Origin of the sequence: Billgrantia zhangzhouensis (assembly GCF_021404465.1) — a bacterium.
Classification (GTDB): Bacteria; Pseudomonadota; Gammaproteobacteria; order Pseudomonadales; family Halomonadaceae; genus Halomonas; species Halomonas zhangzhouensis.
Genome location: NZ_JABFTT010000004.1, coordinates 152162 through 176609 on the forward strand (window position 1 = coordinate 152162; position 24448 = coordinate 176609).

A 24448-nucleotide genomic window follows, 5' to 3' on the forward strand; every position below is an offset into this window, starting at 1 on the left:
CTTTCACAAACCGGCCGTATCGCGGATCAGCCGGAACAGCTTGCGGGCGTTGGCTGGGGGCTTGCTCCGTTCGCGCTCGCTCCTGGCGTTGCGGATCAACTGGCGAAGCGCTTGGCGATCGACATCGGGATAGTCGGCGATGAAGGCCTCTACGGCCTCGTCGCCTTCGTCGATCAGCCGGTCACGCCACTTCTCGAGACGATGGAAGGCCAGATCGCGGCGACGGTTCTCTTGCTCGATCTCGTCGAACACTGCCCGGATCGCGTTCAGGTCCTCGCGCCGCATCAGCTTGCCCACATACTGCATGTGGCGCCGGCGCCCCTCGTGGGAGCGGATGCGGGAGGTCTCCTCGACGGCGGCGAGCATGTCCTCGGAAAGCGGGAAGCGGGCACGTTCCGCGGGAGTCATGGCGATGATCTGCTCGCCCAGTGCCTGTAGCGCATGCATTTCACGCTTGAGCTGCGACTTGCTGGGTCTTTCGTCGGAGGGGGAGGGAATATCCTGGGTCATGCCGCATCCAAGTGGTAAGGGATTGGAATTTGGTTGGCCATCGATTAGCGAACAGGCCCGAATGGCAGCAGTATATCAGGCCGCCGCCTTGCGGCGGGAAGTGACATTTGCGAGGACCGGCTTGGCCGGTGAATGAGGGAGATACACATGTCCAAGGCTTTCGATGCCGCTGCCCAGCAGGCCCTGCTGGAGTCCCGCGCCGAGCAGGCGCTGCTTCTGGCGAAGCATCTGGGGGCGGATGCCTGCGAAGTGGGAGCCAGTGTCGATCAGGGGGTCGGCATCAGCGTACGTGAAGGAGAGGTGGAGTCCGTCGAGCTCTCCCGCGACCAGGGGATTGCCGTCACGGTCTACCTGCGTGGCCACAAGGGCAGCGCCTCCTCAACCGATGCCAGCGATGCCTCGATCCGTGAGGTCGTGGAGAAAGCCATGGCCATTGCACTGTATACCGGTGAGGATCCTGCGGCGGGGCTGGCCGATGCCGAGTTGATGGCTACCGACCTGCCGGACCTCGATGTGCACCACCCCTGGCCGCTCTCCACCGAACAAGCCGTCGAGCTGGCACTGGCCTGTGAAGCGGCGGGGCGTGCCGAGCCCGGCATCCGCCAGTCCGAAGGGGCGTCGCTCTCCAGTGGCGAGGGGGTGCGGGTGTATGCCAATAGCCATGGCTTCCTCGGCAGTCAGCGCGGTAGCCGGCACTCGCTGTCCTGCATGTTGATCGCCGAAGATGAGGGCGGCATGCAGCGCGACTACGATTACACCAGCGCGCGCAATCCCCGCGACCTGCTGGCCGCGGAGGAAGTGGGCAAGAATGCCGCCGAGCGCACCCTGCGCCGCCTGGGCGCGCAGCGACCGGCCACCGGGCGCCTGCCGGTGCTGTTCGATGCCACCGTGGCCATCGGCCTTGTTGGACACCTGATGAGCGCCATCGCCGGAGGCGCGCTCTATCGCCAGGCGTCGTTTCTGTGCGACCGGCTGGGTGAGCCACTGTTTCCTGACTGGTTCAGCTTGGGCGAACGACCCATGGAGCGCGGCGCCATGGCCAGCTCGCCGTTCGACAACGATGGCGTGCAGACTCGCGACAACGTTTTCATCGAGGCAGGGCGGCTTGCCAGTTACATGCTCTCGGCCTACAGCGCGCGGCGTCTTGGCATGCGGACCACCGGCAACGCCGGCGGGGCACGCAACCTGCGTATCACGGCACCGCTCGAGTCGCGCGATGCGCTGCTCTCGCGGATGAGGCGAGGCGTACTGGTCACCGAGCTGATGGGGCAGGGGGTGAACGGTGTCACCGGCGACTACTCCCGCGGTGCGGCCGGCTTCTGGGTTGAGAACGGTGAAATCCAGCATCCGGTGGAGGAGTTCACCATTGCCGGCAATCTCGAAGCGATGTTCAAGGGGCTGGTCGGCGTGGGCAGCGACATCGATACCCGTGGCAGTATTCATACCGGCAGTTGGCTGATCGACGAGATGACCGTAGCCGGTAGCTGAACCGACTTGCCGCTAAACTAGCGGGAATGAGCGAGCGCAGCCATTCCTAAGTATCCTCATCGAAGCGGGCCTCGAACAATGCCTCGATGGCCTCCAAAGCCGCTTCGGCATCCTCTCCTGCGGCGCTGACCTCGAGTTCAGTGCCGCAGGGCGCGCCCAGCATCAGCAACGCCATGATGTTGTTGGCATCGGCCTGCTGGGGACCCCGGCTGACGACGATACGTGCATTGAAGGGTTGGCAGCATTGCACCAGCTTGGTGGCAGCGCGAGCATGCAGGCCGCGTTTGTTGGTCAGGATCAGCTTGCGGCAGGGCACGCTACGATTCCTTGTGCTCAGGCGCCTCGGCGGTCGGCTCCTGCGTGGCGGTGACCGGCGTATGGATACCGAGTTCGCGATGGCGCAGGCGCACGTCCGGCTGCTGCTGTGCCAAGTGGTGCGCGAGACGCTCGGCGAGATAGACAGAGCGGTGCTGGCCGCCGGTGCAACCGATGGCGACGGTAAGGTAGCTGCGGTGAGAGTCTCGATAAGCCGGTAGCCAGCGTTCGACCCAGGCGATGATGTCGTCGAGCATTTGCTGAACCAGCGGATACTGCTCCAGGAATTCCACGATGCTGGGCTCCCTGCCGGTGGCTGAGCGTAGACGGGGGTCCCAATAGGGGTTGGGCAGGCAGCGTGCATCGAAGACGATGTCGGCGTCGAGCGGCACGCCGCCCTTGAAGCCGAACGACTCCACGGTCAGGGTCAACTGGTCGGCGTGATGGCTGGCCACCTGCTCGGTGATACGGCCGCGAAGGTCGTGCACCGACAGTCGTGAGGTGTCGATGATCAGGTCTGCCAGGTTGCGAATGTCGCTCAACGTGGCGTCTTCCGACTCGATGGCTTCACCCAGGGTCATATCGCGGCCACGGGTCAGGGGGTGGCGACGCCGGGTGGCGGAGTAGCGCTCGTGCAGAATCTTGGCATCGGTCGTCAGGTAGACGATCTGGCAGTCGACCTGCTTGGCGCGCAGTTCTTCCAGCAGCCGCGGGAAACGTTCCAGGGCATGAGGCAGGTTGCGCGCATCGATGCTGACGGCGATGGAGGTCTGGATCGTAGGAGAGTTACGTAGCTCATCGACCAGCGACCCGAGCAGCATCGCCGGCAGGTTGTCGATGGCATAGTAGCCAATGTCTTCGAGCGCTTGCAGTGCGATCGATTTGCCAGAGCCGGAACGGCCGCTGATGATCACAAGCTGCATGAGAGTTCTCCTGATCAGGGGCTGGCCGAACGGTGTGGCGAAAAATTCAGGCCGAGGATTGTCGTCGTATCGCGTCGATGAGACGCTCGTGGAGTTCGCGCTGGCTCTCGCATCTGCGCAGTCGTGCACGTGTGTCGGCGTCGTTCATCACGCTGGCCACCTGGCTCAGCAGCGACAGGTGAGTGTCGTCGGCCTCCTCGGGTACCAGCAGTACGAAGACGAGATCGACCGGCTCGCCGTCGATGGCGTCGAAATCGATGGGCTCCGCCAGCTTGAGAAAAGCCGCCACGGGGCTATGGCAGTGTGGGCTGCGGGCATGGGGAATGGCGACGCCATTGCCGATGCCGGTGCTGCCCAGCCTCTCGCGACCGACCAGCCGGCTGAAGACTTCCTGGCTGTCGAGGCTCGGAGTGTTCTGCGCAATGAAGGTGCTGAAGAACTCCAGCACCCTCTTCTTGCTGCCTCCCGGAACGTCGAACAAAGCGCGTTCCGGGGGCAGGATGGTTTCCAGTGTCATGTCAACTCAGCGAATGCCGGCGCCCTGGGCGCGCGCCTGGGCTTTTTCCTTGTGTTTGACCAGTTGACGGTCAAGCTTGTCGGTCAAGGCATCGATCGCGGCGTACATGTCGGGATCGGAAGCTTCGGCATGCAGGTCGGCGCCGGCGGCATGTATCGTACAGGCGGCCTGTTGACGTTCCTTCTCGATCGAGAGCGTGACCTGCACGTTGGTAATGTTGTCATAGTGGCGTTGGACGCGGCTCAGCTTCTCGCTCACGTAGTCACGTAGTGAATCGGTCAGCTCTACATGATGGCCGGTGATGTTGACTTGCATGGCAAGCTCCTTCGTCCTTCGGGTGGTAGCTCGATTGTAACCCTTTTTACTGCCCTGCAAACCCCCTCGAGCGGCCGAGGTTGTCTGGCGTCAACGTTACGCGGAGGCCTCAGCGAAAACGCTTGCGCTCGCTCGAGGAAGGAATCCCCAAGGCCTCACGATACTTGGCAACCGTGCGGCGTGCCACCCGAATCCCGTCGTCTGCGAGCAATTCCACCAGGCGGCTGTCGGAGAGCGGCTTGCGCGGCGGTTCGTCGGCGATCAGCTTGCGAATGCGGGCGCGAATCGCCGTGCTGGAGTGGGCGTCGCCATCGCCGTTGCCGCCGACATGGCTGGAGAAGAAGTACTTGAGTTCGAACACACCGCGTGGCGTGTGGATGAACTTTTGTGTGGTCACGCGAGAGATGGTCGACTCATGCATCTCGACGGCCTGAGCGATATCGGCCAGCACCAGGGGCTTCATGGCTTCCTCGCCCTGCTCGAGGAATTCGATCTGGCGCGCCATGATCTCGCGGCCCACTCGTAGCAGGGTGTCGTTGCGGCTCGCCAGGCTCTTCATCAGCCAGCGCGCCTCCTGCAGGTGATCCTTGAGAAACTGGTTGTCCTGGCTCTTGTCGGCGCGGCGCACCAGGGCAACGTAGTCGGGTTGGATGCGCAGCCGGGGCAGGGCGTCGGCGTTCAGCTCGACACGCCAGCCGGACTCGTCATGATAGGCAACCAGATCCGGCGTGACGTAGCTGCTGCCGACCTCGGCATAGGCGCTGCCCGGGCGGGGGTCCAGCGAACGGACCAGGGCGATGACCTCGTCCAAGGCTTCGTCGTCCAACCCCAGTCGGCGCTTGAGCAGGCGGCGATCGTCGGCGGCCAGGGCTTCGAGAAACTGGCGCACCAGGCGGCGAGTCTGGGGTAGCAGGGGGGTGCCGTCGGGCAGAGTGGCCAGCTGCAGCATCAGACACTCGCGCAAGTCGCGGGCGAATACTCCGGTAGGCTCGAACTGCTGTAGTCGCAGCAATACCTGCTCGACTTCCCGTACGGTCAGGCCATCGAGGCCCTGCTGGCGCAGACCGTCGCGGATCTCTTCCAGTGTCTGGGCCAGGTAACCGGCACCATCGACGGCATCGATCAAGCTCTCGGCGATAATATGCTGGCGCTCGCTCAGGTCGGTCATCGCCAGTTGCCAGACCAAGTGTCCGGCCAGGGTCTGCTCCGAGGCCTGGCGCTCGAAGTCGGGTCCTTCACCAGTGACGCCCGAGCCGCTGCCATGATCGGGGTAGGTATCGGTCCAGTCGCTGTCGGTCGACAGCTCGTTGGGTATTTCGCTGGCCCAGTCTTCGCTCTGGGATTCGCTGATGGCCTGTTCGCCGAAGTCGTCGTCGAGCTCCAGCATGGGGTTGGATTCCAGCGCCTGTTGGATCTCCTGGCGCAGGTCGAGAGTCGAAAGTTGCAGCAGGGCGATGGCCTGCTGCAACTGGGGAGTCATGGTCAGCTGGGTGCCGACACGCAGTTGCAAAGATGCTTTCATGGCCATGAGAATACGGGGCTCATTTGCCGGAAAACTCTACCCTAGACCGGCATGCGATGACTTGCAAGCGAAACATATGCAATAAGCATGCCATCGGCAATACTCATGCCTTTTGGAAAACTTTTATCTTAAATCAAAATGTTATGATATGGGACTGAGGTTTAGAGCTGAAAATCCTCTCCCAGGTAGACTTCTCGTACCCGCTTGTTGGCGAGAATGGCCGCAGCGTCCCCTTCGGCAATGATCTGGCCGTCGCCGACGATATAGGCCGAGTCGCAGATATCGAGCGTCTCGCGAACGTTGTGGTCGGTGATCAGGACACCGATATTGCGTGCCTTGAGTTGGCGGATGATCCCCTTGATCTCGCCCACCGAGATCGGGTCGACCCCGGCAAAGGGTTCATCGAGCAGAATGAACGCCGGTTCGGTGGCCAGGGCGCGGGCGATCTCGACACGTCGGCGTTCGCCACCGGACAGGCTCATGCCCAGGTTGTCGCGAATGTGGGTGACGTGGAAGTCCTCCAGCAGTCGTTCGAGTCGCTCGTGCCGCCCATGGCGGTCGAGGTCCTTGCGCGTTTCGAGGATGGCCATGATGTTGTCGGCTACCGACAGCTTGCGGAAGATCGAAGCCTCCTGCGGCAGGTAGCCAATACCGGCCTGGGCGCGTTCGTGCATTGCGCTGTGCGAGAGGTCCTGGTCATCGATGTGGACTTCGCCAGCATCCGCCTTCACCAAGCCGACGATCATATAGAACGAAGTCGTCTTGCCGGCTCCATTTGGGCCGAGCAGGCCGACCACGCAGCCCTGCTCGATGGAGAGGCTGATGTCGTGTACCACACGGCGGCGCTTGTAGCTCTTGGCCAGGTGCCGGGCATGCAGGGTCTTCATCGGCATCAGCGCTCCGGTTGCAGGGTCATGCGGATACGCTGGCGCCCCTCGACGCCTTCGCTCTCGGCGCGGGCCTGGACGACGCGGCGATCGAGGAAATACTCGAGATAGCCGCCGTCGAAGGTATCGCCGCCCTGGTGCAGCTCGGCGCGGTCGATCAGTTCCACCCGTCGCTCGGCCACATGATAGATGATGGTGCGCCCCCAGCCGCGTATCACGGGCTGATCAGGGTCGGGCTGCTGTTCGATGTAGGCGCGCTCGCCGCGTGCCGTGGCGCGCGAGAGTTCACCGGCGGCATTGCGCTGGAACTCCACCCGGTCGCCAGTCAGGTGCATGCTGCCCTGACGGATGTCGACATCGCCGGTGTAGACCGCGGTGCCGGCGCGGTCGTCCAGATCGAGCCGGTCGGCCTCCACTTCGATGGGCTGGTCGGCATCGCGCTGCTGCGCCATGGCCGAGCTAGCTACCCACGCCATGCCAACCAGCGCCAGGGTGAGTAGCGTTCGGGCGGTTGGGAGCTTGCATCGCTTCATGGCGTGAAATCCTCTAGGTTGACGGCTTCGGCGGCCTGTCCCGGCTGGGCCCCTTCCGGGGGATGGTGGCCGCGCACATTGTCGGTCAAACGCGCCCGGTTGTCATGGATCCAGGCATCGAAGCGCTCACCACGCATGTGTTGCGGCGGTTGCTGCAGCAGGGCGGGCGTATCGCTCCAGGCGTGTCCTACGTTGGAGTCGAAGTGCAGAATCTCAGTGTCGAGCTGCCAGCGCTCCTCGGGGGCAAGGAGTCGCGCCTCGCCGGTGAGGGTCAGAGGGTTGCCGCTGGGGCCGAGCCGTCCTTCGATGGCGTTGGCGATCCACAGCCGGCCCTCGCGGTCGATCAGGTGGGCCAGCGGCGTGACGGCACGGGTGACGTCGTCATGAGGCGTGTGCACCAGTCGCGGGCTCTCCAGGCGCTGATGAGCCCTGCCGCTGGCATCGAAGCGGGTCAACTGCGCCTGCTCCAGGTAGTAGTCAGGCTCGCCGGCTTCGTCAGTGGGCACCGGACCCGGTGTCGGTGTTTGCCAAGGGTCCAGCCAGGCGATCAAGCCGCCCAGGGCGACCAGCAGCAAGAATAGCCAGACACGAAATGTGGGGCGCGGCAACCGGCGCAGCATATCCAGGTGGCCTCAGCGCTTGCCGTGGAGGTAGGTGTCGATCAGGGCGTCGCGATGCCCCTGGGCTTCGAGCAGCATGTCGCAGATCTCGCGCACCGCGCCATGCCCACCGCTGTGCTCGGTGACATGGTCTGCCAGGGCGCGGATATAGGACGGAGCGCCGGGAACGGTGATGCCGATGCCGGCACGCTGGATGGGGGCCAGATCGGGCAGGTCGTCGCCGCAGTAGGCGACTTGCTCGAGTTCGATTCCCTTGCGCTGGCATAGCTCGCGCAGGATGGCGAGCTTGTCTTCGCAGCTTTGGAAGACATGATCGACGCCGAGCGCTGCGGCGCGATGGCTGACCATGGGTGACTCACGCCCGGTGAGAAAAGCCACCTGGAGGCCGGCGCGACGAAGCAGCTTGATGCCCAGGCCGTCCTGAGTATGAAATGCCTTGATTTCGACGCCGTCGGACTGGAAGTAGAGGCGGCCGTCAGTGAGGATGCCATCCACGTCCAGCGCTAGAAGGCGAATCCTGCGCAGGCGGTCGAGAAGGTGTGGATCGATAGTAGAGGTGGCCAGAGCCATGGGCTCTCCTTGGTCAGGGTGATGTCAGATCACGCCGCTTCGCAGCAGGTCGTGCATGTGTAGGGCTCCGATGGGGCGACCCTCTTCGTCGATGACGGCCAACGCCGTTATCAGGTTGTCCTCCATCATGCGCACTGCTTCGGCGGCCAGCACGTCGGGGGCAATGCGTTTGCCGGGGCGGGTCATGACGTCGTCTACCGTCAGCTTGCGGAGATCCTGGTGCTGATCGAGCGTGCGGCGCAGATCGCCGTCGGTATAGACACCGATCAGCCGATTCTGCTCATCGACGACGCAGGTGAAACCGAGCCCTTGTCGGGTGATCTCGAGCAAGGCGTCGCGCAAAGGGCTGCCCAGCGGTACCTGCGGCAGTCGCTCGCCTTGATGCATCAGGTCGCTGACCCGCAGCAACAGACGCTTGCCCAGGCTGCCGCCGGGGTGCGAGAGAGCGAAATCCTCGGCGGTAAAGCCGCGTGCCTCGAGCAGTGCCACCGCCAGAGCGTCACCCAGGGCCAGAGCAGCCGTGGTCGAGGCCGTTGGTGCCAGGTCCAACGGGCAGGCCTCGCGTGCCACGCCTGCGTCGAGATGGGCGTCGGCGTGGCGGGCCAGCGTCGAGTCGGGGCGGCCGGTCATGCTGATCAGTGGCGTGCCGATGCGCTTGAGAAGCGGCAGGAGTGCCGTTACCTCAGCCGTTTCGCCGGAGTTGGAAAGCGCCAGTACCACGTCGCCTGGCGTGATCATCCCTAGATCGCCGTGGCTGGCTTCGCCGGGATGGACAAAGAAAGCCGGGGTGCCGGTGCTGGCGAGTGTGGCGGCGATCTTGCCGGCGATATGGCCCGACTTGCCCATGCCGGTCACCACGACGCGCCCCTGGCAGGCGAGCATCAGTTCGCAGGCGCGATCGAAGTGGCTGTCGAGCCGGTCGGCAAGTGCGGCGATGGCCTGCTCCTCGACTTGCAGCGTGCGACGGGCGCTGTCGCGCAACGCCGAGGCATCCTGGGCGGAAGAGGTGGGTGAGGAGGATTGGTCTGAGGTCATGACGATGATTGTTGCCTGATGTGAGGTTTCACTCAAGGGTGGCATCGCCGCTGAGTCCGAGCCAGGCGAGATAAGCGGCGTAGGTGGCAAGAAAGGCAGCGCCGACGAGCCGTCCGAGACGGCCTTGGCGTTGCCACAGCAACAGGATGGCCAGAGTCAGCTGCATGACACTGACACGGTGGTCCCGGCCTGCGGGCATCCGGGGGAGGTGCGCCGGATGCCAGCGTGGCAGGCATCGGCAGTAAGGCCAGCGGGTTGAAGAGGTAGCAGCATGGCAGCGATCATGGCGTTGGAAGGGGGCACATTAGACGTCTTCAGAGGTTCGGGCGCAAGCCAGGTTGGGCTGGCGTCGGGCGGAAGAGTTAGGATACGATGTTCGATAATTTTCCTGGACTTTGCGGCATGATCGATTCCCCCTTCGTGGAGGTGAGCAACCTGCATTTCTCGCGAGGCGAGAAGGTCATCTTCAGCGGCGTCGAGCTGCAGATTCCCCGTGGCCGGATTACGGCCGTCATGGGACCTAGTGGCACCGGCAAGACGACGCTGCTCAAGCTGGTCGGTGGCCAATTGGCTCCCGATGCCGGCCGGGTCCTGATCGATGGTCAGGACGTTCATGCCCTGTCGCGCAAGGCACTGTTTACCCTGCGCCGGCGGATGGGCATGTTGTTCCAGAGCGGTGCACTGTTCTCCGACCTCAGCGTATTCGAGAATGTGGCATTCCCGCTGCGGGTGCATACCGACTTGCCGCCGACGATGATTCGCGACCTGGTGTTGATGAAACTTCAGGCCGTGGGGCTACGCGGGGCGCGAGAGCTGATGCCTGCCGAGCTCTCGGGCGGCATGGCGCGCCGCGTTGCTCTGGCCCGGGCAATCGCATTGGATCCTGAGTTGGTGCTCTACGACGAGCCGTTCGTGGGCCAGGATCCGATCTCCAAGGGGGTGCTGGTGCAGTTGATCAAGCAGCTCAACGATGCGCTCGGGCTGACCTCCGTCGTGGTATCGCATGACATCCAGGAGACGCTCTCGATTGCCGATTATGTCTATGTCATCGCCGACGGCCAGGTCATGGCCCATGGCACACCGGACAGCCTCGACATCGACGACGATCCGCGTGTCAGTCAGTTCGTGCACGGCGAACCGGACGGTCCCGTGCCTTTCCATTATCCCGCGCCCGACTACTTCCACGACATCCTCAACCTGGAGGGGCGGCCATGATCGGGCGCATCCTGAGTCTCGGGCGGCGTGGCTGCGACGTGCTCGAAGCGTTGGGACGCTCGGGCCTGTTCCTCGCGCAGTCCGGTGTCGGCATTCCGTCCCGCGAGGGCTGGTACCTGTGGCTGCGCCAGATGCATTTCGTTGGCGTGCTGTCGTTGGCCATCGTGCTGGTATCGGGGCTATTCATCGGTATGGTGTTGGCATTGCAGGGCTATACCATCCTGGTCGACTTCGGTGCCGAGCAGGCGCTAGGCCAGATGGTGTCGCTGTCGCTGTTGCGCGAGCTGTCGCCGGTGGTGGCGGCGCTGTTGTTCGCAGGGCGTGCCGGCTCGGCGTTGACCGCCGAGATCGGCCTGATGAAGGCCACCGAGCAGCTCACCAGCATGGAGATGATCGGCGTCGATCCACTGCGCCGGGTGGTGGCACCGCGGCTGTGGGCCGGGTTCGTGGCGCTGCCGCTGCTCACAGTCGGCTTCAGCGTGATCGGGATCTACGGCGGTTACCTGGTCGGCGTCGAGTGGCTGGGGGTGTTCGAAGGCTCCTACTGGGGCAACATGCAGGCCAGTGTCGATTTCATCGAGGATGTCGGCAACGGCATGGTCAAAAGTCTGGTATTCGCCCTGGTGGTGACCTGGATAGCGGTATTCCAGGGCTACGACCTGGTACCGACGTCGGAAGGTATCTCCCGTGCCACCACGCGTACGGTGGTGTATTCCTCATTGGCGGTGCTGGGCCTCGACTTCGTTCTTACCGCGCTGATGTTCGGAGGATTTTCCTGATGCCTGGTGGTTATTTGACGCATAATGGAGTGGCAGCATGAAGCGCAGCAAGACGATGGAGCTGGGTGTCGGCCTGTTCATGCTGGCCGGGATTCTAGGGTTGCTGTTCCTGGGGCTGCGGGTCAGCGGGCTGACTTTTTCCGTGCCGAGCGACACCTTTCGGCTCGAGGCCAATTTTGCCAATATCGGCAGCCTCAAGCCGCGTGCCCGAGTCACCATGGCGGGTGTCACGGTGGGACGGGTGACGGCCATCGAGCTCGATCGTGAATGGTATGACGCGCGTGTGATCCTCGAACTCGATGCGGAGCTGGAGGGGCAGCTGTCGCGTGACACCACGGCAGCCATCCTGACGGCCGGCCTGCTCGGCGAGCAGTACGTCGGCCTCACCGTGGGTGGGGACCCCGAAATGCTGAGTGACGGCGATATCATCCGCGACACCCAATCCGCTCTGGTGCTGGAGGAACTGATCCAGCAGTTCGTGTCAAATATGGTCAGCGACTGAGGAAGCACTTCACAAATGCCTATACGAGCGAATCGCTGCGTTGCGCGGTGCTCGGAATCCTCACATATAACCCATATGCTCCGGTTCCTGTGCTCCGTGCGCCTTGCGCTTCATCTCGCCCGCCAATTTGTGTAGCGCTTCCTTGAGTTACTCTTTTCAGATGAGGTCGATCCATGAGCCAGATGACTCTTTCCTTCGTTGTGTTTCGCCGCCTGTTGCTCGGCCTGTGCCTGTCCCTGGCCAGCATGACGGCGCTGGCCGCTCCCGAGCGTAGCCCCGAGCAGGTCATTCGCGACAGTGTCGACGAGTTGATGGGGCAGATCGAAGGGCGCAAGGACTACTACGCCAGCAATCTGGATGAACTCAAGGTGCTGGTTGACGACAGCCTCGAGGACATCGCCGACTTTCGTTACATCGGTGCCAGCGTGATGGGGCGCTATTTCCAGAATGCCACGCCTCAGCAGCGTTCCCGGTTCGTCAACGTGTTCCGTCAGACCCTGATCGACACCTACACCAAGGGGTTGGTGACCTTCGACTATCGCGAGCTGCGCGTGCTGGATAGTCAGCGTGCGCCGCGCCATGAGGATCAGGCATCCGTGGCCATGGAAGTGGTGGCAATGGACGGCACGGTCTATCCGGTCAGCTACACGCTGCGCCAGAGCGAGGGGCAGTGGAAGGTGGTCAACGTCATCGTCAATGGCATCAACCTGGGGCTGACGTTCCGCAACCAGTTCGATCAGGCCATGCGCGATCATGGCCGCGACTACGACGCGGTGATCGCCAACTGGTCGCCGGAAATCGCTACCGAGGAATTGGAAGAGGGCGGCAACGCGTGAGCCGTTTGCTCGAACGCGGAGGCGTTCTGCTAGAGGCCGGCCCGGAGGGGTTGGCCGTCAGCGGCGATGTCGATTTCGAGATTGCCGCGCCGCTGGTCGAGGCGGGAACCGCCTGGCTGGTCGAGCGGCCCACCGGTACGTGCCTCGTGCTCGACCTGGAGGGCGTCGAGCGGGTGAGCAGTGCCGCTCTCAGTATGCTGCTCGAGTGGACGCGGCAAGCGCGTAAGAGGGGCGTCAAGATCAGCGCCGTGCGCCTATCCGAGCCGCTGGCTCGGTTGACGCAGGCGGCGGGTCTCGATGAGCTGCTACCGCTCACCGGTCAGACCTGATCGGTTCTGGCATCGCCAAGCGCGATGCTTTTCTTTACCATGTGGGGATTCTTGTTCTCGGCGGCGGTCCGTGTGGGGCCGTGTGCCGCTCCATTCGTGTCACAGGAGTTCCGTTTTTCATGCAACCCAGTGATGTCAAGGCGCTGCTAGAGGCACGCCTCGAGGATTGCGAGTTTCATATCCAGGGCGAGGGCTGCAATTTTCAGGTCATCGCCGTGAGTGAGGTATTCGACGGCCTGTCGCCGGTCAAGCGTCAGCAGTTGATCTATGGCGCGCTCACCGAGGAGATCGCTTCCGGCGCCGTGCATGCCGTGAGCATCAAGACCTATACGCCGGCGCAGTGGGCGAGCGCGCCGGAGAACGTGTCTTCACGCAGCCAGGGTGCCTGACGGCCTAACACTCATGGACAAGTTGATCATTACCGGCAACGGGCCCGTCGACGGCGAGGTCTGGGCCAGCGGTGCCAAGAATGCGGCGCTGCCCATCCTGTGCGCAACCCTGCTGGCCGATGAGCCAGTGACCATCGGCAATCTGCCGCATCTCCAGGACATCACCACCACGCTGGAGCTACTGGGACGCATGGGCGTCGAGCCGGTGATGGGCGAGAAGATGTCCATCCAGCTCGACGGCTCGCAGGTGCGTGATTGTCACGCTCCCTACGAACTGGTCAAGAAGATGCGCGCCTCGATCCTGGTGCTCGGGCCGCTGCTGGCGCACTTCGGCCATGCCGACGTCTCCCTGCCCGGCGGCTGCGCCATCGGCTCGCGCCCGGTCGACCTGCACATTCGCGGGCTCGAGGCCATGGGCGCCGAGATTCGCGTCGAGGGGGGCTATATTCGGGCGTGTGTCGATGGCCGGCTCAAGGGTGCCACCATCTTCTTCGATACCGTTACCGTTACCGGTACCGAGAATCTGCTGATGGCCGCAACCCTGGCGGAAGGCACTACAGTGCTGGAGAATGCGGCCCGTGAACCCGAGGTGGTGGATCTGGCCGAGTGCCTGATCAAGATGGGGGCGAAGATTCGCGGCCACGGCAGCAACAATATCGTCATCGAAGGAGTCGAGCGTTTGCATGGCGCCTATCATGACGTCATGCCCGACCGCATCGAAACCGGAACCTTCCTGGTCGCCGCCGCTCTGTCGCGCGGCCGGGTCCGGGTGCGCAACACCCGCGCCGACATCCTCGAGGCGGTGCTGGTCAAGCTCGAGGAGGTCGGAGCCAGGATCGCCGTTGGCGATGGCTGGATCGAGCTGGACATGGAGGGCCGGCGTCCGCGCCCGGTCAATATCCGTACCGCCCCCTATCCCGGGTTTCCGACCGACATGCAGGCCCAATTCGTGGCGCTCAACGCCGTGGCCGAAGGGACTTCCCGGGTGGTCGAGACCATCTTCGAGAATCGCTTCATGCACGTTCAGGAGTTGAACCGCATGGGAGCGAAGATCGCACTCGAGGGCAATACCGCCATGATCACCGGCGTCGAGCGTCTTTCCGGCGCTCCGGTGATGGCCACCGATCTGCGCGCCTCGGCGTCGCTGGTGATTGCGGCGATGATGGCCGAGGGTGAGACCCTGGTCGATCGTATCTATCACATCGACCGCGGCTACGAGTGCATCGAAGAGAAACTGCAGCTGCTGGGAGCCAGGATTCGCCGGATTCCCGGCTGAGCGGGCGGTTGTGGGGTCAGCAGTTTCCGAATTAGGCGAGAGCATGAGCAAGCAATTGATTCTGGCCCTGTCGAAGGGCCGCATCCTCGACGAGACCCTGCCGCTATTGGCGGATGCTGGCATCGTTCCGGCCGAGGATCTGGGCAAGAGCCGCAAGCTGCTCTTCGACACCAACCTCGACGCCGTCAAACTGGTCGTCATTCGCGCTACCGATGTGCCGACTTATGTACAGCTCGGTGCCGCCGACCTGGGTGTGGCGGGCAAGGACGTGCTGCTCGAGCATGGTGCCGAGGGGCTTTATGAGCCGCTGGATCTCGAGATCGCCAAGTGCAAGCTGATGACGGCAGGCATCGACGGCGCGAAGCCGGCCCGTGCGCGACGTCGCGTGGCCACCAAGTTCGTCAACGTGGCGCGTCGCTACTACGCCGAGCAGGGTATCCAGGCCGAAGTGATCAAGCTCTACGGGGCCATGGAGCTGGCGCCGCTGATGAACCTGGCCGACGAGATCGTCGACATCGTCGACACCGGCAACACTCTGCGCGCCAATGGCATGTCGCCGCGCGAGCTGATTGCGCCGATCAGTACACGCTTGGTGGTCAACAAGGCGGCCATGACCATGAAGCACGAACAGCTCAAGCCGCTGATCGCGCGCCTCGCCCAGGCGGTGGAGCGGCGCAGGGCGGCTGCCGAGGCGTAGTCCCGGTAACTCGCCGCCGCTTGCGGCAATGGTACATTTTTCACGTGGAGGCGTATGCGACCATGAGCGACACCTTATTCGAATCCGTCGATATCGCCCGGCTGTCGACCGAAGCTGCCGATTTCGAGACCCGGCTCGATGCGCTGCTGGCCTGGGAGGGCGTTTCCGATACCAATGTCCAGGCACGCGTGGAGGAAATCATTTCGGCGGTCAAGGAGCGGGGCGATGAAGCCCTGGTCGAATGCTCCAACCGTTTCGACCGTCTGACGGCAGCCAGCATGAGCGAGCTAACGCTGGACGCCGGGCGTCTCGAGCAGGCCTTTCGGGGCCTGTCCGAGGAGCAGCGAGACGCCCTGGCCCAGGCCGCCGAGCGCATTCGCCTCTATCACGAGCGCCAGAAGCCAACTTCCTGGTCCTACACCGAGGCCGATGGTAGTGTGCTCGGTCAGCAGGTCACACCGCTCGATCGGGCCGGTATCTACGTGCCGGGCGGCAAGGCGGCCTATCCCTCTTCGGTACTGATGAACGCCATCCCCGCTCACGTGGCGGGCGTGCGCGAGATCGTCATGGTGGTGCCTACGCCCGATGGGGTGCTCAACGAGCTGGTGCTGGCGGCGGCGCACTTGGCCGGCGTCGACCGGGTATTCACCATCGGCGGTGCCCAGGCGATAGCGGCCATGGCCTACGGCACCGCCAGCGTGCCGCGCGTCGACAAGATCGTGGGGCCAGGCAACATCTACGTGGCGACCGCCAAGCGGGCCGTCTTCGGCCAAGTGGGTATCGACATGATTGCCGGCCCTTCGGAGATTCTGGTCGTGTCGGACGGCGGAACCGATCCGGAGTGGCTGGCCATGGACCTGTTCTCCCAGGCCGAGCACGACGAAGATGCCCAGGCGCTGCTGGTCAGTTGGGACGAGTCTCACCTGGCGGAGGTCGAGGCGGCCATCGCTCGCCTGCTGCCGACGCTCGAGCGTCATGAGATCGTGCGCCAGTCGCTGGCGCGGCGCGGTGCGCTGATTCTCTGCCGCGACCGCGACGAGGCCGTGACGCTGATCAATCGCATTGCTCCGGAGCACCTGGAGCTCTCCATGGCCGACCCGGAGACGCTGCTGCCGCAGGTACGCCATGCCGGCGCTATCTTCATGGGGCGCTATACCGCCGAGGCGCTCGGCGACTACTGCGCGGGACCCAACCACGTACTGCCGACCTCGGGCACGGCACGCTTCTCCTCGCCGCTGGGTGTTTATGATTTCCAGAAGCGTTCGTCGATCATTCACTGCTCCGAAAGCGGAGCCTCGACCTTGGGCAGAGTGGCCTCGGTGCTGGCGCGCGGCGAATCGCTGACGGCGCATGCCCGCTCAGCCGAGTACCGTATCAAGGATTGAGAAGGAGTCGAGAGGAGGCGTTCGTCAGCGCTCGGGCCGGCGGCTCGGTGGCAGCGGGCGCTCTCCCACCTCCAGGTCGACGGTGAGCTTCTCGCCACTGCGCACCACGGTAAGGGGCAGTGTGGCGCCGGGTTCGATGGCGGCGATGTCGCTCATGGCGGCACGTGCATCGAGAATGGGGCGTCCATCGACCTCCAGCAGCACGTCGCCGGGACGTAGTCCGGCCAGGGCCGCGGGTCCCTGCGGCACCACAGCCGAAATGACGACGCCGCGTGGTGCCTGCAGACCGAATGAGGCAGCCAGATCCTGGGTCATCTCCTGTGCCTCGATGCCGAGCCAGCCGCGAATCACGCGCCCCTGGGTCACCAAGGCTTCCAGGATGGAGCGGGCGAGGCGGGTGGGAATGGCGAATCCGACTCCCTGGGAGCCTCCCGAACGCGAGAAAATAGCGGTGTTGATACCGACCAGTGAGCCCTCGGCATTGATCAGTGCGCCGCCGGAGTTGCCGGGATTGATGGCGGCATCGGTCTGGATGAAATCCTCGTAGGCACTCAGCCCCAAGTGGCTGCGCCCCGTGGCGCTGATGATCCCCATGGTGACGGTCTGGCCTACCCCGAAGGGATTGCCGATGGCCATGGCGATGTCGCCTATCGCCACATCCTCGGTGTCGGAAAGCTGAATGACCGGCAGGTTGTCCAGGTCGATGCGCAGCACGGCCAGGTCGCTTTCTGGGTCGGTGCCGATGACCTCTGCCAGGGTCTCCCTGCCGTCGCGCAAGGCCACCTGGATCTCATCGGCGCCATCGATGACATGATGGTTGGTCAGGACGTAGCCATCTGCGCTGACGATGACGCCGGAGCCCAGGCTCGACAGCAGGCGTTGCTGGGTCGGCAGGTCGTCGCCGAAGAACTGGCGGAAGAACGGATCCGACATCAGCGGATGCTCTTCGCGTGCCACCACCCGGGAGGAATAGATGTTGACGACCGCTGGGGCAGCCTTTTCGACGGCCTCGGAGTAGCTGACCGGACCTTGCTGGCGAGCCAGTGGCGGCGCCTGCTGGAGCTCGGGAGAGGGGCGCGATAGCTGTTGCTGGAGTTCGCTCTGTGGCGCGGACGGAGAGGGCGAGGAAGGCCCTTGGAGTAGCTGCGGAAAGGTATTGAGCAAGACGATGGCCAGCAGCACGCCGATAAGGACGGGCAGGGCATAGGCAATGAGAGAACGACGCATGCGGCGCTTCCTGGTCGGCGGGCGGTCGATGGCATCCCGCTCAGTCGTTACAATGGAGCCAATTGTAACATCGACACCGAAGTGCTGTCCGGAGGTGAGATGATTTTGCGCGATGACTTGATACGGGCCTGCGATACGCTGCTCGGTGCTTCCACATTCAGAGACTATACCGTCAACGGTCTTCAAGTGGCAGGGCGTGAGGAGGTGCGTCGAGTGATGAGCGGCGTGACTGCGTGCCAGGCGCTGCTAGAGGAGGCGGTGGCGTGGGATGCGGACCTGCTGCTCGTTCACCATGGTTATTTCTGGAAGAACGAGCCAGTGCCCATCACCGGAATCAAGCAGCGCCGCATCCGTACGCTGCTGCTCAACGACATCAACCTGCTGGCCTACCACTTGCCGCTCGATGCCCACGCGGAGCTTGGCAACAACGCCGAACTTGGCCGTCGGCTCGGATTCCGTGTAGAGGGCTGTGCCGACGGTGAGCTGGGGCAAGGGTTGGTATGGTTCGGGAGTGTGCCCGAACCGGTGGCGCCCAAGGTTCTGGCGAACCATGTGGGGGCGTGCCTGGGACGCGAACCGCTACTCGTCGAGGCGCCTGGCAGCGAGCTGGTGCGCTGCGTGGCGTGGTGTACCGGCGGGGCGCAGGACATGATTACCCAGGCCTGGGAGGCTGGTGCCGATGCGTTCATTTCGGGTGAGATCTCCGAGCGTACCACGCACCTGGCGCGCGAACTGGGCATCCACTACCTGGCTGCAGGGCATCATGCCACCGAACGTTATGGCGTCCAGGCGCTTGGCGCCTGGCTCGAGCGTGAGTTCGGTGTCATGCATCGCTTCGTCGATATCGATAACCCGGCGTGACGCCCATCTTTCGCGGCGCAGGAATCAATAGCGCGGGGGCTGGGGAAGCTCGCTCTTCTCGGTGCTGGGTTTGAGACCGAAATCCTCGGATAGGGTGCCGCCAGAACCATCGGCATAGTCGCGTGGCGCCGGTACATCGTCACTTTCGGCCAGGGCCGGTTGGTTGGCTGCCTTGAGCCGATTCTTATTCTGAGGATCGCAATGCAGCGTGCTGGCATCCTCGGTGATACGGTGCTCGAGGGTACGCATCTCGCGCTGGATGTTGCTCACCATCATGCCGACTTGGGTGAAGTGCTCGTTCATGCCCTCCCGAAGGACACTGAGTTCACGTTCACGCTCGGCCACCTGGCGGCGCAGTTCCTGTAGCCGGTTGGCCGATGTGCCAAGAGCACGATAGGCGAAGGCGCCGATGCCGAGGCCGACCAACAGGCTGACGATAGCCACGATCCAGTTAACATTGCCGTAATCCACGAAGTTCTCCCTGATGCTGATACACGCCGGAATCAGTGCCGCTGCCCGGTTCGAGTCATGTCTGGCCGGTCCATTATAGAAGCCTTGGCTGTCGGCGGGTCAACGCTGGACGATGCGAAGCGCCTTATCCTTTTTTCTGCGCGTGGCGTGCGGGATGCGTATAATGCGGGGCCTGCAACGATATGAGCCAAGATCAGCAAGGAATCTCTCATGTGCGCGACCGTGACTCCTGCGGGATCCCGTTCGGCCGATGCCAGTACCCCACTGGCGCGTTACCGGGCCGATCTCGAGCGCGACGACTTTCATTACGATCCTGCCCAGGAGCAGGCCGTCGAGCACTTGCAGCGCCTATATGACCAGCTCGTGGCCTCACCCCGGACCGAGCCGCGTGCCGTCACCACCGGGCGAGGGCTCAAGTCTCGCATGGCCGATCTGTTCGGCAAGCGGGAAAGGGCGAGGGAGGCGCCGGCCCTGCCGTCAATCCAGGGTCTCTACTTCTGGGGCGGAGTGGGCCGTGGCAAGACCTATCTCGTCGATACGTTCTACGAGTCCCTGCCGTTTCCCGACAAGATGCGTACCCACTTTCATCGTTTCATGCAGCGGGTGCACAACGAGCTCGAGCACTACAAGGGTGAGAAGAATCCGCTGACGTTGATTGCCGGCAAGTTCGCTGCGGAGGCACGGGTGATCTGCTTCGACGAGTTCTTCGTCAAGGACATCACCGATGCGATGATCCTGGCCAACCTGCTCGAGGCGCTGTTCGAGCGTGACGTGGTCCTGGTGACGACCTCCAACATCGTGCCCGACGAACTGTACAAGGATGGCCTGCAGCGCGCTCGCTTCCTGCCGGCCATCGAGTTGATCAAGCGCCACTGCCGCGTGGTCAATGTCGATTCGGGGGTCGACTATCGCTTGCGCGCCTTGCAGCGTGCCGAGATATTTCATGCTCCCCTGGACGAGGCGGCGGAGCGGGAACTCGAGCGTAGCTTCCGCGAAATTGCCCGGCACGAAGGGGAAACTGACGTACCGGTAGAGATCAACCACCGTGTATTGCGCGCGCAGCGCCTGCACGACGACGTGGTGTGGTTCGAGTTTCGTGAGCTGTGCGACGGGCCACGCAGCCAGAACGACTATATCGAACTCGCCCGCGAGTTCCATACCGTGCTGGTCTCCAACGTGACCCGCATGGGCGCGTCCACTGACGACCAGGCGCGTCGCTTCATCAACATGGTGGACGAATTCTATGACCGTGGCGTCAAGCTGCTGATGTCGGCCGAGGTGCCGGCCGAGTCGCTTTACGCCGATGGGCGCCTGGGCTTCGAGTTCCAGCGCACCCAGTCGCGGCTACAGGAGATGCAGTCGCACGAGTACCTGGCTTTGCCGCACAAGCCATGACGACAGGGCGGCAATAGGGCTTTAATTCGCGCAGGCAGATCATGTAGAATACGCGCTCCTCGACCGTTGTCGCCGATGCTGCGGGTGGCAACCAAGAAAAATAGGGATGATCCCGGTTGTGCTTCGGGCACGCGGGGTCCAATACACTTGTTTGATTTTGTGGTGATTTCTCCATGAAAACGTTCACTGCTAAGCCGCAGTCCGTACAGCGCGACTGGTACGTCGTCGACGCGGCGGACAAGACGCTCGGCCGTCTGGCTACCGAAATCGCTCGTCGTCTGCGCGGCAAGCACAAGCCCGAGTTTACCCCTCATGTCGATACCGGCGACTACATCGTCGTGATCAACGCCGAGAAAGTGCGGGTCACTGGTAACAAGGCCAAGGCCAAGACCTACTACCGCCACACCGGCTACCCGGGCGGTCTTCGCTCCATGAATTTCGAGAAGATGATCGCGCATGCTCCCGAGCGCGTGATCGAGTCTGCCGTCAAGGGCATGCTGCCCAAGGGGCCGCTGGGGCGCGCCATGTATTCCAAACTCAAGGTCTACGCCGGCGCCGAACATCCGCACGCCGCCCAGCAGCCGCAAGAACTGAACATCTGAGGGGGTCATCACCATGGCACAGCAGTATTACGGTACCGGGCGCCGCAAGACATCCACTGCCCGTGTTTTCCTCAAGCCGGGCACCGGCAAGATTACCGTCAACAATCGTGAGCTGGACCAGTATTTCGGTCGTGTAACCGGCCGTATGGTGGTGCGCCAGCCGCTCGAGCTGACCGAAACTCTCGGTCAGTTCGATGTCTATGTCACCGTCAAGGGCGGTGGTGGTTCCGCTCAAGCCGGCGCCATTCGTCACGGTATCACCCGTGCACTGATGGAGTACAACGAGGACTTCCGCCCGGCGCTGCGTGCCGCTGGCTACGTCACTCGTGACGCTCGCCAGGTGGAGCGTAAGAAAGTCGGTCTGCGCAAGGCGCGTCGTCGCCCGCAGTTCTCCAAGCGCTGATCTCACTCAGTGGCTGGCAAAAAAACCCGGGCAATTGCTCGGGTTTTTTATTTTTTATTTCAAGATATTGCGCCGAGAATTCCACCTTGGTCAGGACTGCCTTGTCTTGTGCGTGGCAGCTCGATTCCTTAAGATATGCCGGATTTGGTATCCGTGGTCGCGGAACTCATTCCGTGCTGGATCAACGGGTAAGCTGATGGGAGAAACCAGAAAATGGCAGACAACGGCGTGAACAAAGGGCGGCGCCGTCTCCTCCTGGGTGCCACCACCGTCGTAGGGGCGGTGGGGGCCGTGGGAGTGGCGGTTCCCTTTGTAGCTTCCTGGCAGCCGAGTGCCAGGGCAAGGGCGGCGGGGGCGCCAGTGAGCGCAGATGTCTCGAAACTCGAGCCGGGGCAGCGCATGACCGTCGAGTGGCGCGGACGTCCGGTCTGGGTCGTGAGGCGCACTCCGGACATGATCGAACGCACCGAGAATTTCGACCCTGCCCGTCTGGCCGATCCGGACTCCCAGGAACCGCAGCAGCCGGCATACATAACGGGGCCGTTGCGTTCGGTACGCCCGGAATACTCCGTGCTGATCGGTATCTGTACCCATCTGGGTTGCTCGCCATTGTTCCGCCCCGAGCCGGACGATGTCGACATGACGGCCTGGCCCGGCGGTTACTTCTGTCCCTGTCACGGCTCCTACTTCGACCTGTCGGGCCGTGTCTTCCGCAACGTGCCGGCGCCGCTCAACCTCGAGGTGCCGCCGTACCGCTTTGATGGCGACGCCGTGATCGTCGTCGGCGAAGATGAGGAGGCCGCCTGATGGGTAACCCGAATCGAGTCAAGGCAGAAAGCGGCATCATGCGTTGGGTGGACGACCGCTTCCCCGCCACGCAGATGTGGCAGGACCATCTGTCCAAGTACTACGCACCCAAGAACTTCAACTTCTGGTACTTCTTCGGTTCCCTGGCACTGCTGGTGCTGGTCAACCAGATCCTCACCGGCGTCTGGCTCACCATGAGCTACAATCCTTCGGCCGAAGGGGCATTCGCTTCCGTCGAATACATCATGCGCGATGTGGAATATGGCTGGCTGATCCGCTACCTGCACTCCACCGGGGCTTCCGCCTTCTTCGTGGTGGTCTACCTGCACATGTTCCGCGCGCTGCTGTACGGATCCTACAAGGCGCCGCGTGAGCTGGTGTGGATCTTCGGCATGGCGATCTACCTGCTGTTGATGGCCGAGGCCTTCATGGGCTACCTGCTGCCCTGGGGCCAGATGTCCTACTGGGGCGCCCAGGTCATCATCTCGCTGTTCTCCGCCATTCCCTTCGTCGGTCCCGACCTGGCCCAGTGGGTGCGCGGTGACTACCTGATTTCCGGCATCACCCTGAACCGCTTCTTCGCCCTGCACGTGGTGGCACTGCCCATCGTGATCCTGGCGCTGGTGGTACTGCACCTGATCGCCTTGCACGAAGTGGGTTCCAACAACCCCGACGGCATCGACATCAAGAGCAAGAAGGATGAAACCGGCAAGCCGCTGGACGGCATTCCGTTCCACCCGTACTACACCGTCAAGGACGTATTCGGCGTGGCGGTGTTCCTGTTCGTGTTTGCCGCGGTAGTGTTCTATTTCCCCGAGGGTGGCGGTTACTTCCTCGAACGGCCCAACTTCGAGCCGGCCAACCCGATGGTGACGCCGGACCATATCGCCCCGGTGTGGTACTTCACTCCCTTCTACGCCATCCTGCGAGCCATCACCTTCGACCTGTTCGGGCTCGACGCCAAGTTCCTTGGCGTGGTGTTCATGGGCGGTGCCATTGCCGTGCTGTTCGTGCTGCCCTGGCTCGACCGCAGTCCGGTCAACTCCATACGCTACAAGGGCTGGATGTCCAAGGTGATGCTGATCCTGTTTGCCATCAGCTTCATCATTCTGGGCGTTCTCGGGGCTCTTCCGGCTACGCCGATGCGTACCGCGGTGGCGCAGCTGTGCACGGTGCTCTACTTCGCCTTCTTCCTGCTGATGCCGTTCTACACCAGGATGGAGAAGACCAAACCCGTTCCGGAAAGGGTGACTGGCTAATGAAAAAGCAACTGTTCGCACTGCTCTTCGCGCTGGTGCCCTTCATGGCGATGGCCGCACCGGCGCCTGACGTGCCCTACTCGATGACGCCGGACCTGCGTGACCAGGAGTCGCTGCAGCGGGGCATGCAGCTCTACGTCAACTACTGCATGGGTTGCCACACCTTGGAGCACCAACGCTTCGCGCGTGCCGCCGAGGATTTCGGCATGCCCCAGGATCTGGTCGAGGAGAACTTGATCTTCTCGTCCAGCCTGGCGTTCAACGACCAGATGCGTATCGCCATGGATCATGACGATGCCGCCAACTGGTTCGGCTCGGCAGCACCGGACCTGACCCTGCATGGGCGTCTGCGCGGTCCCGACTGGATCTACTCCTACCTGTTGACCTTCTACCGTGACCCGAGTCGTCCCAACGGGGTCAACAACGAGGTCTTCCCCATGGTGGCCATGCCCAACGTGCTGGAGCCGCTGCAGGGCGTTCAGGAGAAGGTCTGTGCCGAGACCGATCGCCCCGTCGAAGGTGCCGAACTCGACCCGCTCACCGGTAAGTATCAGTCCTGCGAAGTGCTGCAGGTGACCCAGCCGGGGAGCATGGAGGCCGAGGAGTTCCAGGAGGCGGTCTATGACTTGACCAACTTCCTGGCCTACGTAGGCGAGCCGTCCAAGCTGCAGGCCCAGGTGCTGGGACCGAAGGTGCTGATCTTCATCTTCATCTTCGGTGTGCTGGCCTACCTGCTCAAGCGCGAGTACTGGCGCGACATTCACTGATTCGGACGAATCG

31 protein-coding genes are annotated in these 24448 nt (G+C 63.2%); 17 read left to right on the top strand and 14 right to left on the bottom strand.

Features of this window, described 5'->3' with window-relative positions; translation table 11 throughout:
* Positions 1 to 3: 3 nt before the first annotated feature.
* Positions 4 to 510: a ribosome biogenesis factor YjgA gene (gene yjgA / locus HOP51_RS06150; protein ID WP_234273072.1), complete on the bottom strand. Its 507-nt coding sequence runs from the start codon at positions 508 to 510 to the stop codon at positions 4 to 6.
* A gap of 147 nt (positions 511 to 657) precedes the next feature.
* Here yjgA and pmbA point away from each other — a divergent pair, with 147 nt between their 5' ends.
* Positions 658 to 1998 carry a metalloprotease PmbA gene (pmbA, locus tag HOP51_RS06155; RefSeq protein ID WP_234273073.1) on the top strand — a complete coding sequence of 447 codons (1341 nt, stop codon included), beginning with the start codon at positions 658 to 660 and terminating at the stop codon, positions 1996 to 1998.
* A 46-nt stretch (positions 1999 to 2044) separates the two neighbouring features.
* Here the strand turns inward: pmbA and HOP51_RS06160 are convergent, their stop codons facing one another.
* The 11 genes from HOP51_RS06160 to HOP51_RS06210 all read right to left on the bottom strand — a co-directional run bounded on the left by HOP51_RS06160 (position 2045) and on the right by HOP51_RS06210 (position 9401).
* Entirely contained in the window at positions 2045 to 2314 is a 270-nt protein-coding gene (locus HOP51_RS06160) for an HPr family phosphocarrier protein (protein WP_234273074.1), read from the bottom strand.
* A gap of 1 nt (position 2315) precedes the next feature.
* Positions 2316 to 3236, bottom strand: coding sequence for an RNase adapter RapZ (gene rapZ / locus HOP51_RS06165; protein WP_234273075.1), 921 nt, complete (start codon positions 3234 to 3236; stop codon positions 2316 to 2318).
* Between the two features lie 46 nt (positions 3237 to 3282).
* On the bottom strand, positions 3283 to 3753 hold the full coding sequence (gene ptsN, locus HOP51_RS06170; protein WP_234273076.1) for a PTS IIA-like nitrogen regulatory protein PtsN: 471 nt from the start codon (positions 3751 to 3753) through the stop codon (positions 3283 to 3285).
* Positions 3754 to 3759: 6 nt separating this feature from the next.
* Positions 3760 to 4068 (bottom strand): ribosome hibernation-promoting factor, HPF/YfiA family, encoded by a 309-nt coding sequence (hpf, locus tag HOP51_RS06175; RefSeq protein WP_234273077.1) that lies wholly within the window; start codon positions 4066 to 4068, stop codon positions 3760 to 3762.
* A gap of 109 nt (positions 4069 to 4177) precedes the next feature.
* Positions 4178 to 5596, bottom strand: coding sequence for an RNA polymerase factor sigma-54 (locus HOP51_RS06180; protein ID WP_234273078.1), 1419 nt, complete (start codon positions 5594 to 5596; stop codon positions 4178 to 4180).
* A 155-nt stretch (positions 5597 to 5751) separates the two neighbouring features.
* Positions 5752 to 6477 (bottom strand): LPS export ABC transporter ATP-binding protein, encoded by a 726-nt coding sequence (gene lptB / locus HOP51_RS06185; protein ID WP_234273264.1) that lies wholly within the window; start codon positions 6475 to 6477, stop codon positions 5752 to 5754.
* A gap of 5 nt (positions 6478 to 6482) precedes the next feature.
* The gene (lptA, locus tag HOP51_RS06190; RefSeq protein WP_234273079.1) at positions 6483 to 7010 is read right to left on the bottom strand and encodes a lipopolysaccharide transport periplasmic protein LptA; all 528 of its coding nucleotides are present in this window, start codon (positions 7008 to 7010) and stop codon (positions 6483 to 6485) included.
* Entirely contained in the window at positions 7007 to 7630 is a 624-nt protein-coding gene (gene lptC, locus HOP51_RS06195; RefSeq protein WP_234273080.1) for an LPS export ABC transporter periplasmic protein LptC, read from the bottom strand. The genes lptA and lptC overlap by 4 nt, the downstream gene beginning before the upstream one ends.
* Positions 7631 to 7642: 12 nt before the next feature.
* Positions 7643 to 8200 carry a KdsC family phosphatase gene (locus HOP51_RS06200; RefSeq protein WP_234273081.1) on the bottom strand — a complete coding sequence of 186 codons (558 nt, stop codon included), beginning with the start codon at positions 8198 to 8200 and terminating at the stop codon, positions 7643 to 7645.
* 24 nt (positions 8201 to 8224) lie between these two features.
* Positions 8225 to 9235: a KpsF/GutQ family sugar-phosphate isomerase gene (locus tag HOP51_RS06205; RefSeq protein ID WP_234273082.1), complete on the bottom strand. Its 1011-nt coding sequence runs from the start codon at positions 9233 to 9235 to the stop codon at positions 8225 to 8227.
* A gap of 28 nt (positions 9236 to 9263) precedes the next feature.
* Complete coding sequence (locus tag HOP51_RS06210; protein ID WP_234273083.1) at positions 9264 to 9401, bottom strand: hypothetical protein; 138 nt, start codon at positions 9399 to 9401, stop codon at positions 9264 to 9266.
* Positions 9402 to 9637: 236 nt separating this feature from the next.
* On the opposite strand from HOP51_RS06210, the gene HOP51_RS06215 reads away from it, so the two are divergent.
* The 9 genes from HOP51_RS06215 (at position 9638) to hisD (ending at position 16643) form a co-directional block, all read left to right on the top strand.
* Positions 9638 to 10450 carry an ABC transporter ATP-binding protein gene (locus HOP51_RS06215; protein ID WP_234273084.1) on the top strand — a complete coding sequence of 271 codons (813 nt, stop codon included), beginning with the start codon at positions 9638 to 9640 and terminating at the stop codon, positions 10448 to 10450.
* A complete protein-coding gene (gene mlaE, locus HOP51_RS06220; protein ID WP_234273085.1) occupies positions 10447 to 11229 on the top strand; it encodes a lipid asymmetry maintenance ABC transporter permease subunit MlaE in 783 nt (260 codons plus the stop codon). Before HOP51_RS06215 ends, mlaE begins: the two co-directional genes overlap by 4 nt.
* A gap of 37 nt (positions 11230 to 11266) precedes the next feature.
* A complete protein-coding gene (gene mlaD / locus HOP51_RS06225) occupies positions 11267 to 11731 on the top strand; it encodes an outer membrane lipid asymmetry maintenance protein MlaD (protein ID WP_234273086.1) in 465 nt (154 codons plus the stop codon).
* Between the two features lie 173 nt (positions 11732 to 11904).
* Positions 11905 to 12567 (top strand): MlaC/ttg2D family ABC transporter substrate-binding protein, encoded by a 663-nt coding sequence (locus HOP51_RS06230; RefSeq protein WP_234273087.1) that lies wholly within the window; start codon positions 11905 to 11907, stop codon positions 12565 to 12567.
* On the top strand, positions 12564 to 12896 hold the full coding sequence (locus HOP51_RS06235) for an STAS domain-containing protein (protein ID WP_234273088.1): 333 nt from the start codon (positions 12564 to 12566) through the stop codon (positions 12894 to 12896). The genes HOP51_RS06230 and HOP51_RS06235 overlap by 4 nt, the downstream gene beginning before the upstream one ends.
* Before the next feature lie 119 nt (positions 12897 to 13015).
* Positions 13016 to 13285, top strand: coding sequence for a BolA family protein (locus tag HOP51_RS06240; protein WP_234273089.1), 270 nt, complete (start codon positions 13016 to 13018; stop codon positions 13283 to 13285).
* Positions 13286 to 13298: 13 nt separating this feature from the next.
* Entirely contained in the window at positions 13299 to 14561 is a 1263-nt protein-coding gene (murA, locus tag HOP51_RS06245; protein ID WP_234273090.1) for a UDP-N-acetylglucosamine 1-carboxyvinyltransferase, read from the top strand.
* Positions 14562 to 14604: 43 nt separating this feature from the next.
* Positions 14605 to 15258, top strand: coding sequence for an ATP phosphoribosyltransferase (gene hisG, locus HOP51_RS06250; protein WP_234273091.1), 654 nt, complete (start codon positions 14605 to 14607; stop codon positions 15256 to 15258).
* 62 nt (positions 15259 to 15320) lie between these two features.
* Positions 15321 to 16643 (top strand): histidinol dehydrogenase, encoded by a 1323-nt coding sequence (hisD, locus tag HOP51_RS06255; RefSeq protein WP_234273092.1) that lies wholly within the window; start codon positions 15321 to 15323, stop codon positions 16641 to 16643.
* 24 nt (positions 16644 to 16667) lie between these two features.
* On the opposite strand, the gene HOP51_RS06260 is transcribed toward hisD, so the two are convergent.
* Positions 16668 to 17870 carry a Do family serine endopeptidase gene (locus tag HOP51_RS06260; RefSeq protein ID WP_234273093.1) on the bottom strand — a complete coding sequence of 401 codons (1203 nt, stop codon included), beginning with the start codon at positions 17868 to 17870 and terminating at the stop codon, positions 16668 to 16670.
* Between the two features lie 99 nt (positions 17871 to 17969).
* On the opposite strand from HOP51_RS06260, the gene HOP51_RS06265 reads away from it, so the two are divergent.
* Positions 17970 to 18731, top strand: coding sequence for a Nif3-like dinuclear metal center hexameric protein (locus HOP51_RS06265; protein WP_234273094.1), 762 nt, complete (start codon positions 17970 to 17972; stop codon positions 18729 to 18731).
* 24 nt (positions 18732 to 18755) lie between these two features.
* Here the strand turns inward: HOP51_RS06265 and HOP51_RS06270 are convergent, their stop codons facing one another.
* Positions 18756 to 19202: a YhcB family protein gene (locus tag HOP51_RS06270; protein WP_234273095.1), complete on the bottom strand. Its 447-nt coding sequence runs from the start codon at positions 19200 to 19202 to the stop codon at positions 18756 to 18758.
* A 210-nt stretch (positions 19203 to 19412) separates the two neighbouring features.
* Between HOP51_RS06270 and zapE the strand changes: the two genes are divergently transcribed.
* The 6 genes from zapE to HOP51_RS06300 all read left to right on the top strand — a co-directional run bounded on the left by zapE (position 19413) and on the right by HOP51_RS06300 (position 24435).
* Complete coding sequence (gene zapE / locus HOP51_RS06275; RefSeq protein ID WP_234273096.1) at positions 19413 to 20597, top strand: cell division protein ZapE; 1185 nt, start codon at positions 19413 to 19415, stop codon at positions 20595 to 20597.
* 173 nt (positions 20598 to 20770) lie between these two features.
* Positions 20771 to 21199 (top strand): 50S ribosomal protein L13, encoded by a 429-nt coding sequence (gene rplM, locus HOP51_RS06280; protein ID WP_111414267.1) that lies wholly within the window; start codon positions 20771 to 20773, stop codon positions 21197 to 21199.
* Positions 21200 to 21212: 13 nt separating this feature from the next.
* On the top strand, positions 21213 to 21602 hold the full coding sequence (gene rpsI, locus HOP51_RS06285; protein ID WP_159553050.1) for a 30S ribosomal protein S9: 390 nt from the start codon (positions 21213 to 21215) through the stop codon (positions 21600 to 21602).
* A 213-nt stretch (positions 21603 to 21815) separates the two neighbouring features.
* The gene (petA, locus tag HOP51_RS06290; RefSeq protein ID WP_234273097.1) at positions 21816 to 22409 is read left to right on the top strand and encodes a ubiquinol-cytochrome c reductase iron-sulfur subunit; all 594 of its coding nucleotides are present in this window, start codon (positions 21816 to 21818) and stop codon (positions 22407 to 22409) included.
* Positions 22409 to 23668, top strand: coding sequence for a cytochrome b (locus HOP51_RS06295; RefSeq protein ID WP_234273098.1), 1260 nt, complete (start codon positions 22409 to 22411; stop codon positions 23666 to 23668). Before petA ends, HOP51_RS06295 begins: the two co-directional genes overlap by 1 nt.
* A complete protein-coding gene (locus HOP51_RS06300) occupies positions 23668 to 24435 on the top strand; it encodes a cytochrome c1 (RefSeq protein WP_234273099.1) in 768 nt (255 codons plus the stop codon). Before HOP51_RS06295 ends, HOP51_RS06300 begins: the two co-directional genes overlap by 1 nt.
* The last annotated feature ends 13 nt before the right edge of the window (positions 24436 to 24448 follow it).

Bases quoted from the DNA above. Each gene is read 5' to 3' on its own strand.
- yjgA (WP_234273072.1), bottom strand. From the start codon at position 510: ATGACCCAGGATATTCCCTCCCCCTCCGACGAAAGACCCAGCAAGTCG.
- pmbA (WP_234273073.1), top strand. From the start codon at position 658: ATGTCCAAGGCTTTCGATGCCGCTGCCCAGCAGGCCCTGCTGGAGTCC.
- rapZ (WP_234273075.1), bottom strand. From the start codon at position 3,236: ATGCAGCTTGTGATCATCAGCGGCCGTTCCGGCTCTGGCAAATCGATC.
- ptsN (WP_234273076.1), bottom strand. From the start codon at position 3,753: ATGACACTGGAAACCATCCTGCCCCCGGAACGCGCTTTGTTCGACGTT.
- hpf (WP_234273077.1), bottom strand. From the start codon at position 4,068: ATGCAAGTCAACATCACCGGCCATCATGTAGAGCTGACCGATTCACTA.
- HOP51_RS06180 (WP_234273078.1), bottom strand. From the start codon at position 5,596: ATGGCCATGAAAGCATCTTTGCAACTGCGTGTCGGCACCCAGCTGACC.
- lptB (WP_234273264.1), bottom strand. From the start codon at position 6,477: ATGAAGACCCTGCATGCCCGGCACCTGGCCAAGAGCTACAAGCGCCGC.
- lptA (WP_234273079.1), bottom strand. From the start codon at position 7,010: ATGAAGCGATGCAAGCTCCCAACCGCCCGAACGCTACTCACCCTGGCG.
- lptC (WP_234273080.1), bottom strand. From the start codon at position 7,630: ATGCTGCGCCGGTTGCCGCGCCCCACATTTCGTGTCTGGCTATTCTTG.
- HOP51_RS06200 (WP_234273081.1), bottom strand. From the start codon at position 8,200: ATGGCTCTGGCCACCTCTACTATCGATCCACACCTTCTCGACCGCCTG.
- HOP51_RS06205 (WP_234273082.1), bottom strand. From the start codon at position 9,235: ATGACCTCAGACCAATCCTCCTCACCCACCTCTTCCGCCCAGGATGCC.
- HOP51_RS06210 (WP_234273083.1), bottom strand. From the start codon at position 9,401: ATGCAGCTGACTCTGGCCATCCTGTTGCTGTGGCAACGCCAAGGCCGT.
- HOP51_RS06215 (WP_234273084.1), top strand. From the start codon at position 9,638: ATGATCGATTCCCCCTTCGTGGAGGTGAGCAACCTGCATTTCTCGCGA.
- mlaE (WP_234273085.1), top strand. From the start codon at position 10,447: ATGATCGGGCGCATCCTGAGTCTCGGGCGGCGTGGCTGCGACGTGCTC.
- mlaD (WP_234273086.1), top strand. From the start codon at position 11,267: ATGAAGCGCAGCAAGACGATGGAGCTGGGTGTCGGCCTGTTCATGCTG.
- HOP51_RS06230 (WP_234273087.1), top strand. From the start codon at position 11,905: ATGAGCCAGATGACTCTTTCCTTCGTTGTGTTTCGCCGCCTGTTGCTC.
- HOP51_RS06240 (WP_234273089.1), top strand. From the start codon at position 13,016: ATGCAACCCAGTGATGTCAAGGCGCTGCTAGAGGCACGCCTCGAGGAT.
- murA (WP_234273090.1), top strand. From the start codon at position 13,299: ATGGACAAGTTGATCATTACCGGCAACGGGCCCGTCGACGGCGAGGTC.
- hisG (WP_234273091.1), top strand. From the start codon at position 14,605: ATGAGCAAGCAATTGATTCTGGCCCTGTCGAAGGGCCGCATCCTCGAC.
- hisD (WP_234273092.1), top strand. From the start codon at position 15,321: ATGAGCGACACCTTATTCGAATCCGTCGATATCGCCCGGCTGTCGACC.
- HOP51_RS06260 (WP_234273093.1), bottom strand. From the start codon at position 17,870: ATGCGTCGTTCTCTCATTGCCTATGCCCTGCCCGTCCTTATCGGCGTG.
- HOP51_RS06265 (WP_234273094.1), top strand. From the start codon at position 17,970: ATGATTTTGCGCGATGACTTGATACGGGCCTGCGATACGCTGCTCGGT.
- zapE (WP_234273096.1), top strand. From the start codon at position 19,413: ATGTGCGCGACCGTGACTCCTGCGGGATCCCGTTCGGCCGATGCCAGT.
- rplM (WP_111414267.1), top strand. From the start codon at position 20,771: ATGAAAACGTTCACTGCTAAGCCGCAGTCCGTACAGCGCGACTGGTAC.
- rpsI (WP_159553050.1), top strand. From the start codon at position 21,213: ATGGCACAGCAGTATTACGGTACCGGGCGCCGCAAGACATCCACTGCC.
- petA (WP_234273097.1), top strand. From the start codon at position 21,816: ATGGCAGACAACGGCGTGAACAAAGGGCGGCGCCGTCTCCTCCTGGGT.
- HOP51_RS06295 (WP_234273098.1), top strand. From the start codon at position 22,409: ATGGGTAACCCGAATCGAGTCAAGGCAGAAAGCGGCATCATGCGTTGG.
- HOP51_RS06300 (WP_234273099.1), top strand. From the start codon at position 23,668: ATGAAAAAGCAACTGTTCGCACTGCTCTTCGCGCTGGTGCCCTTCATG.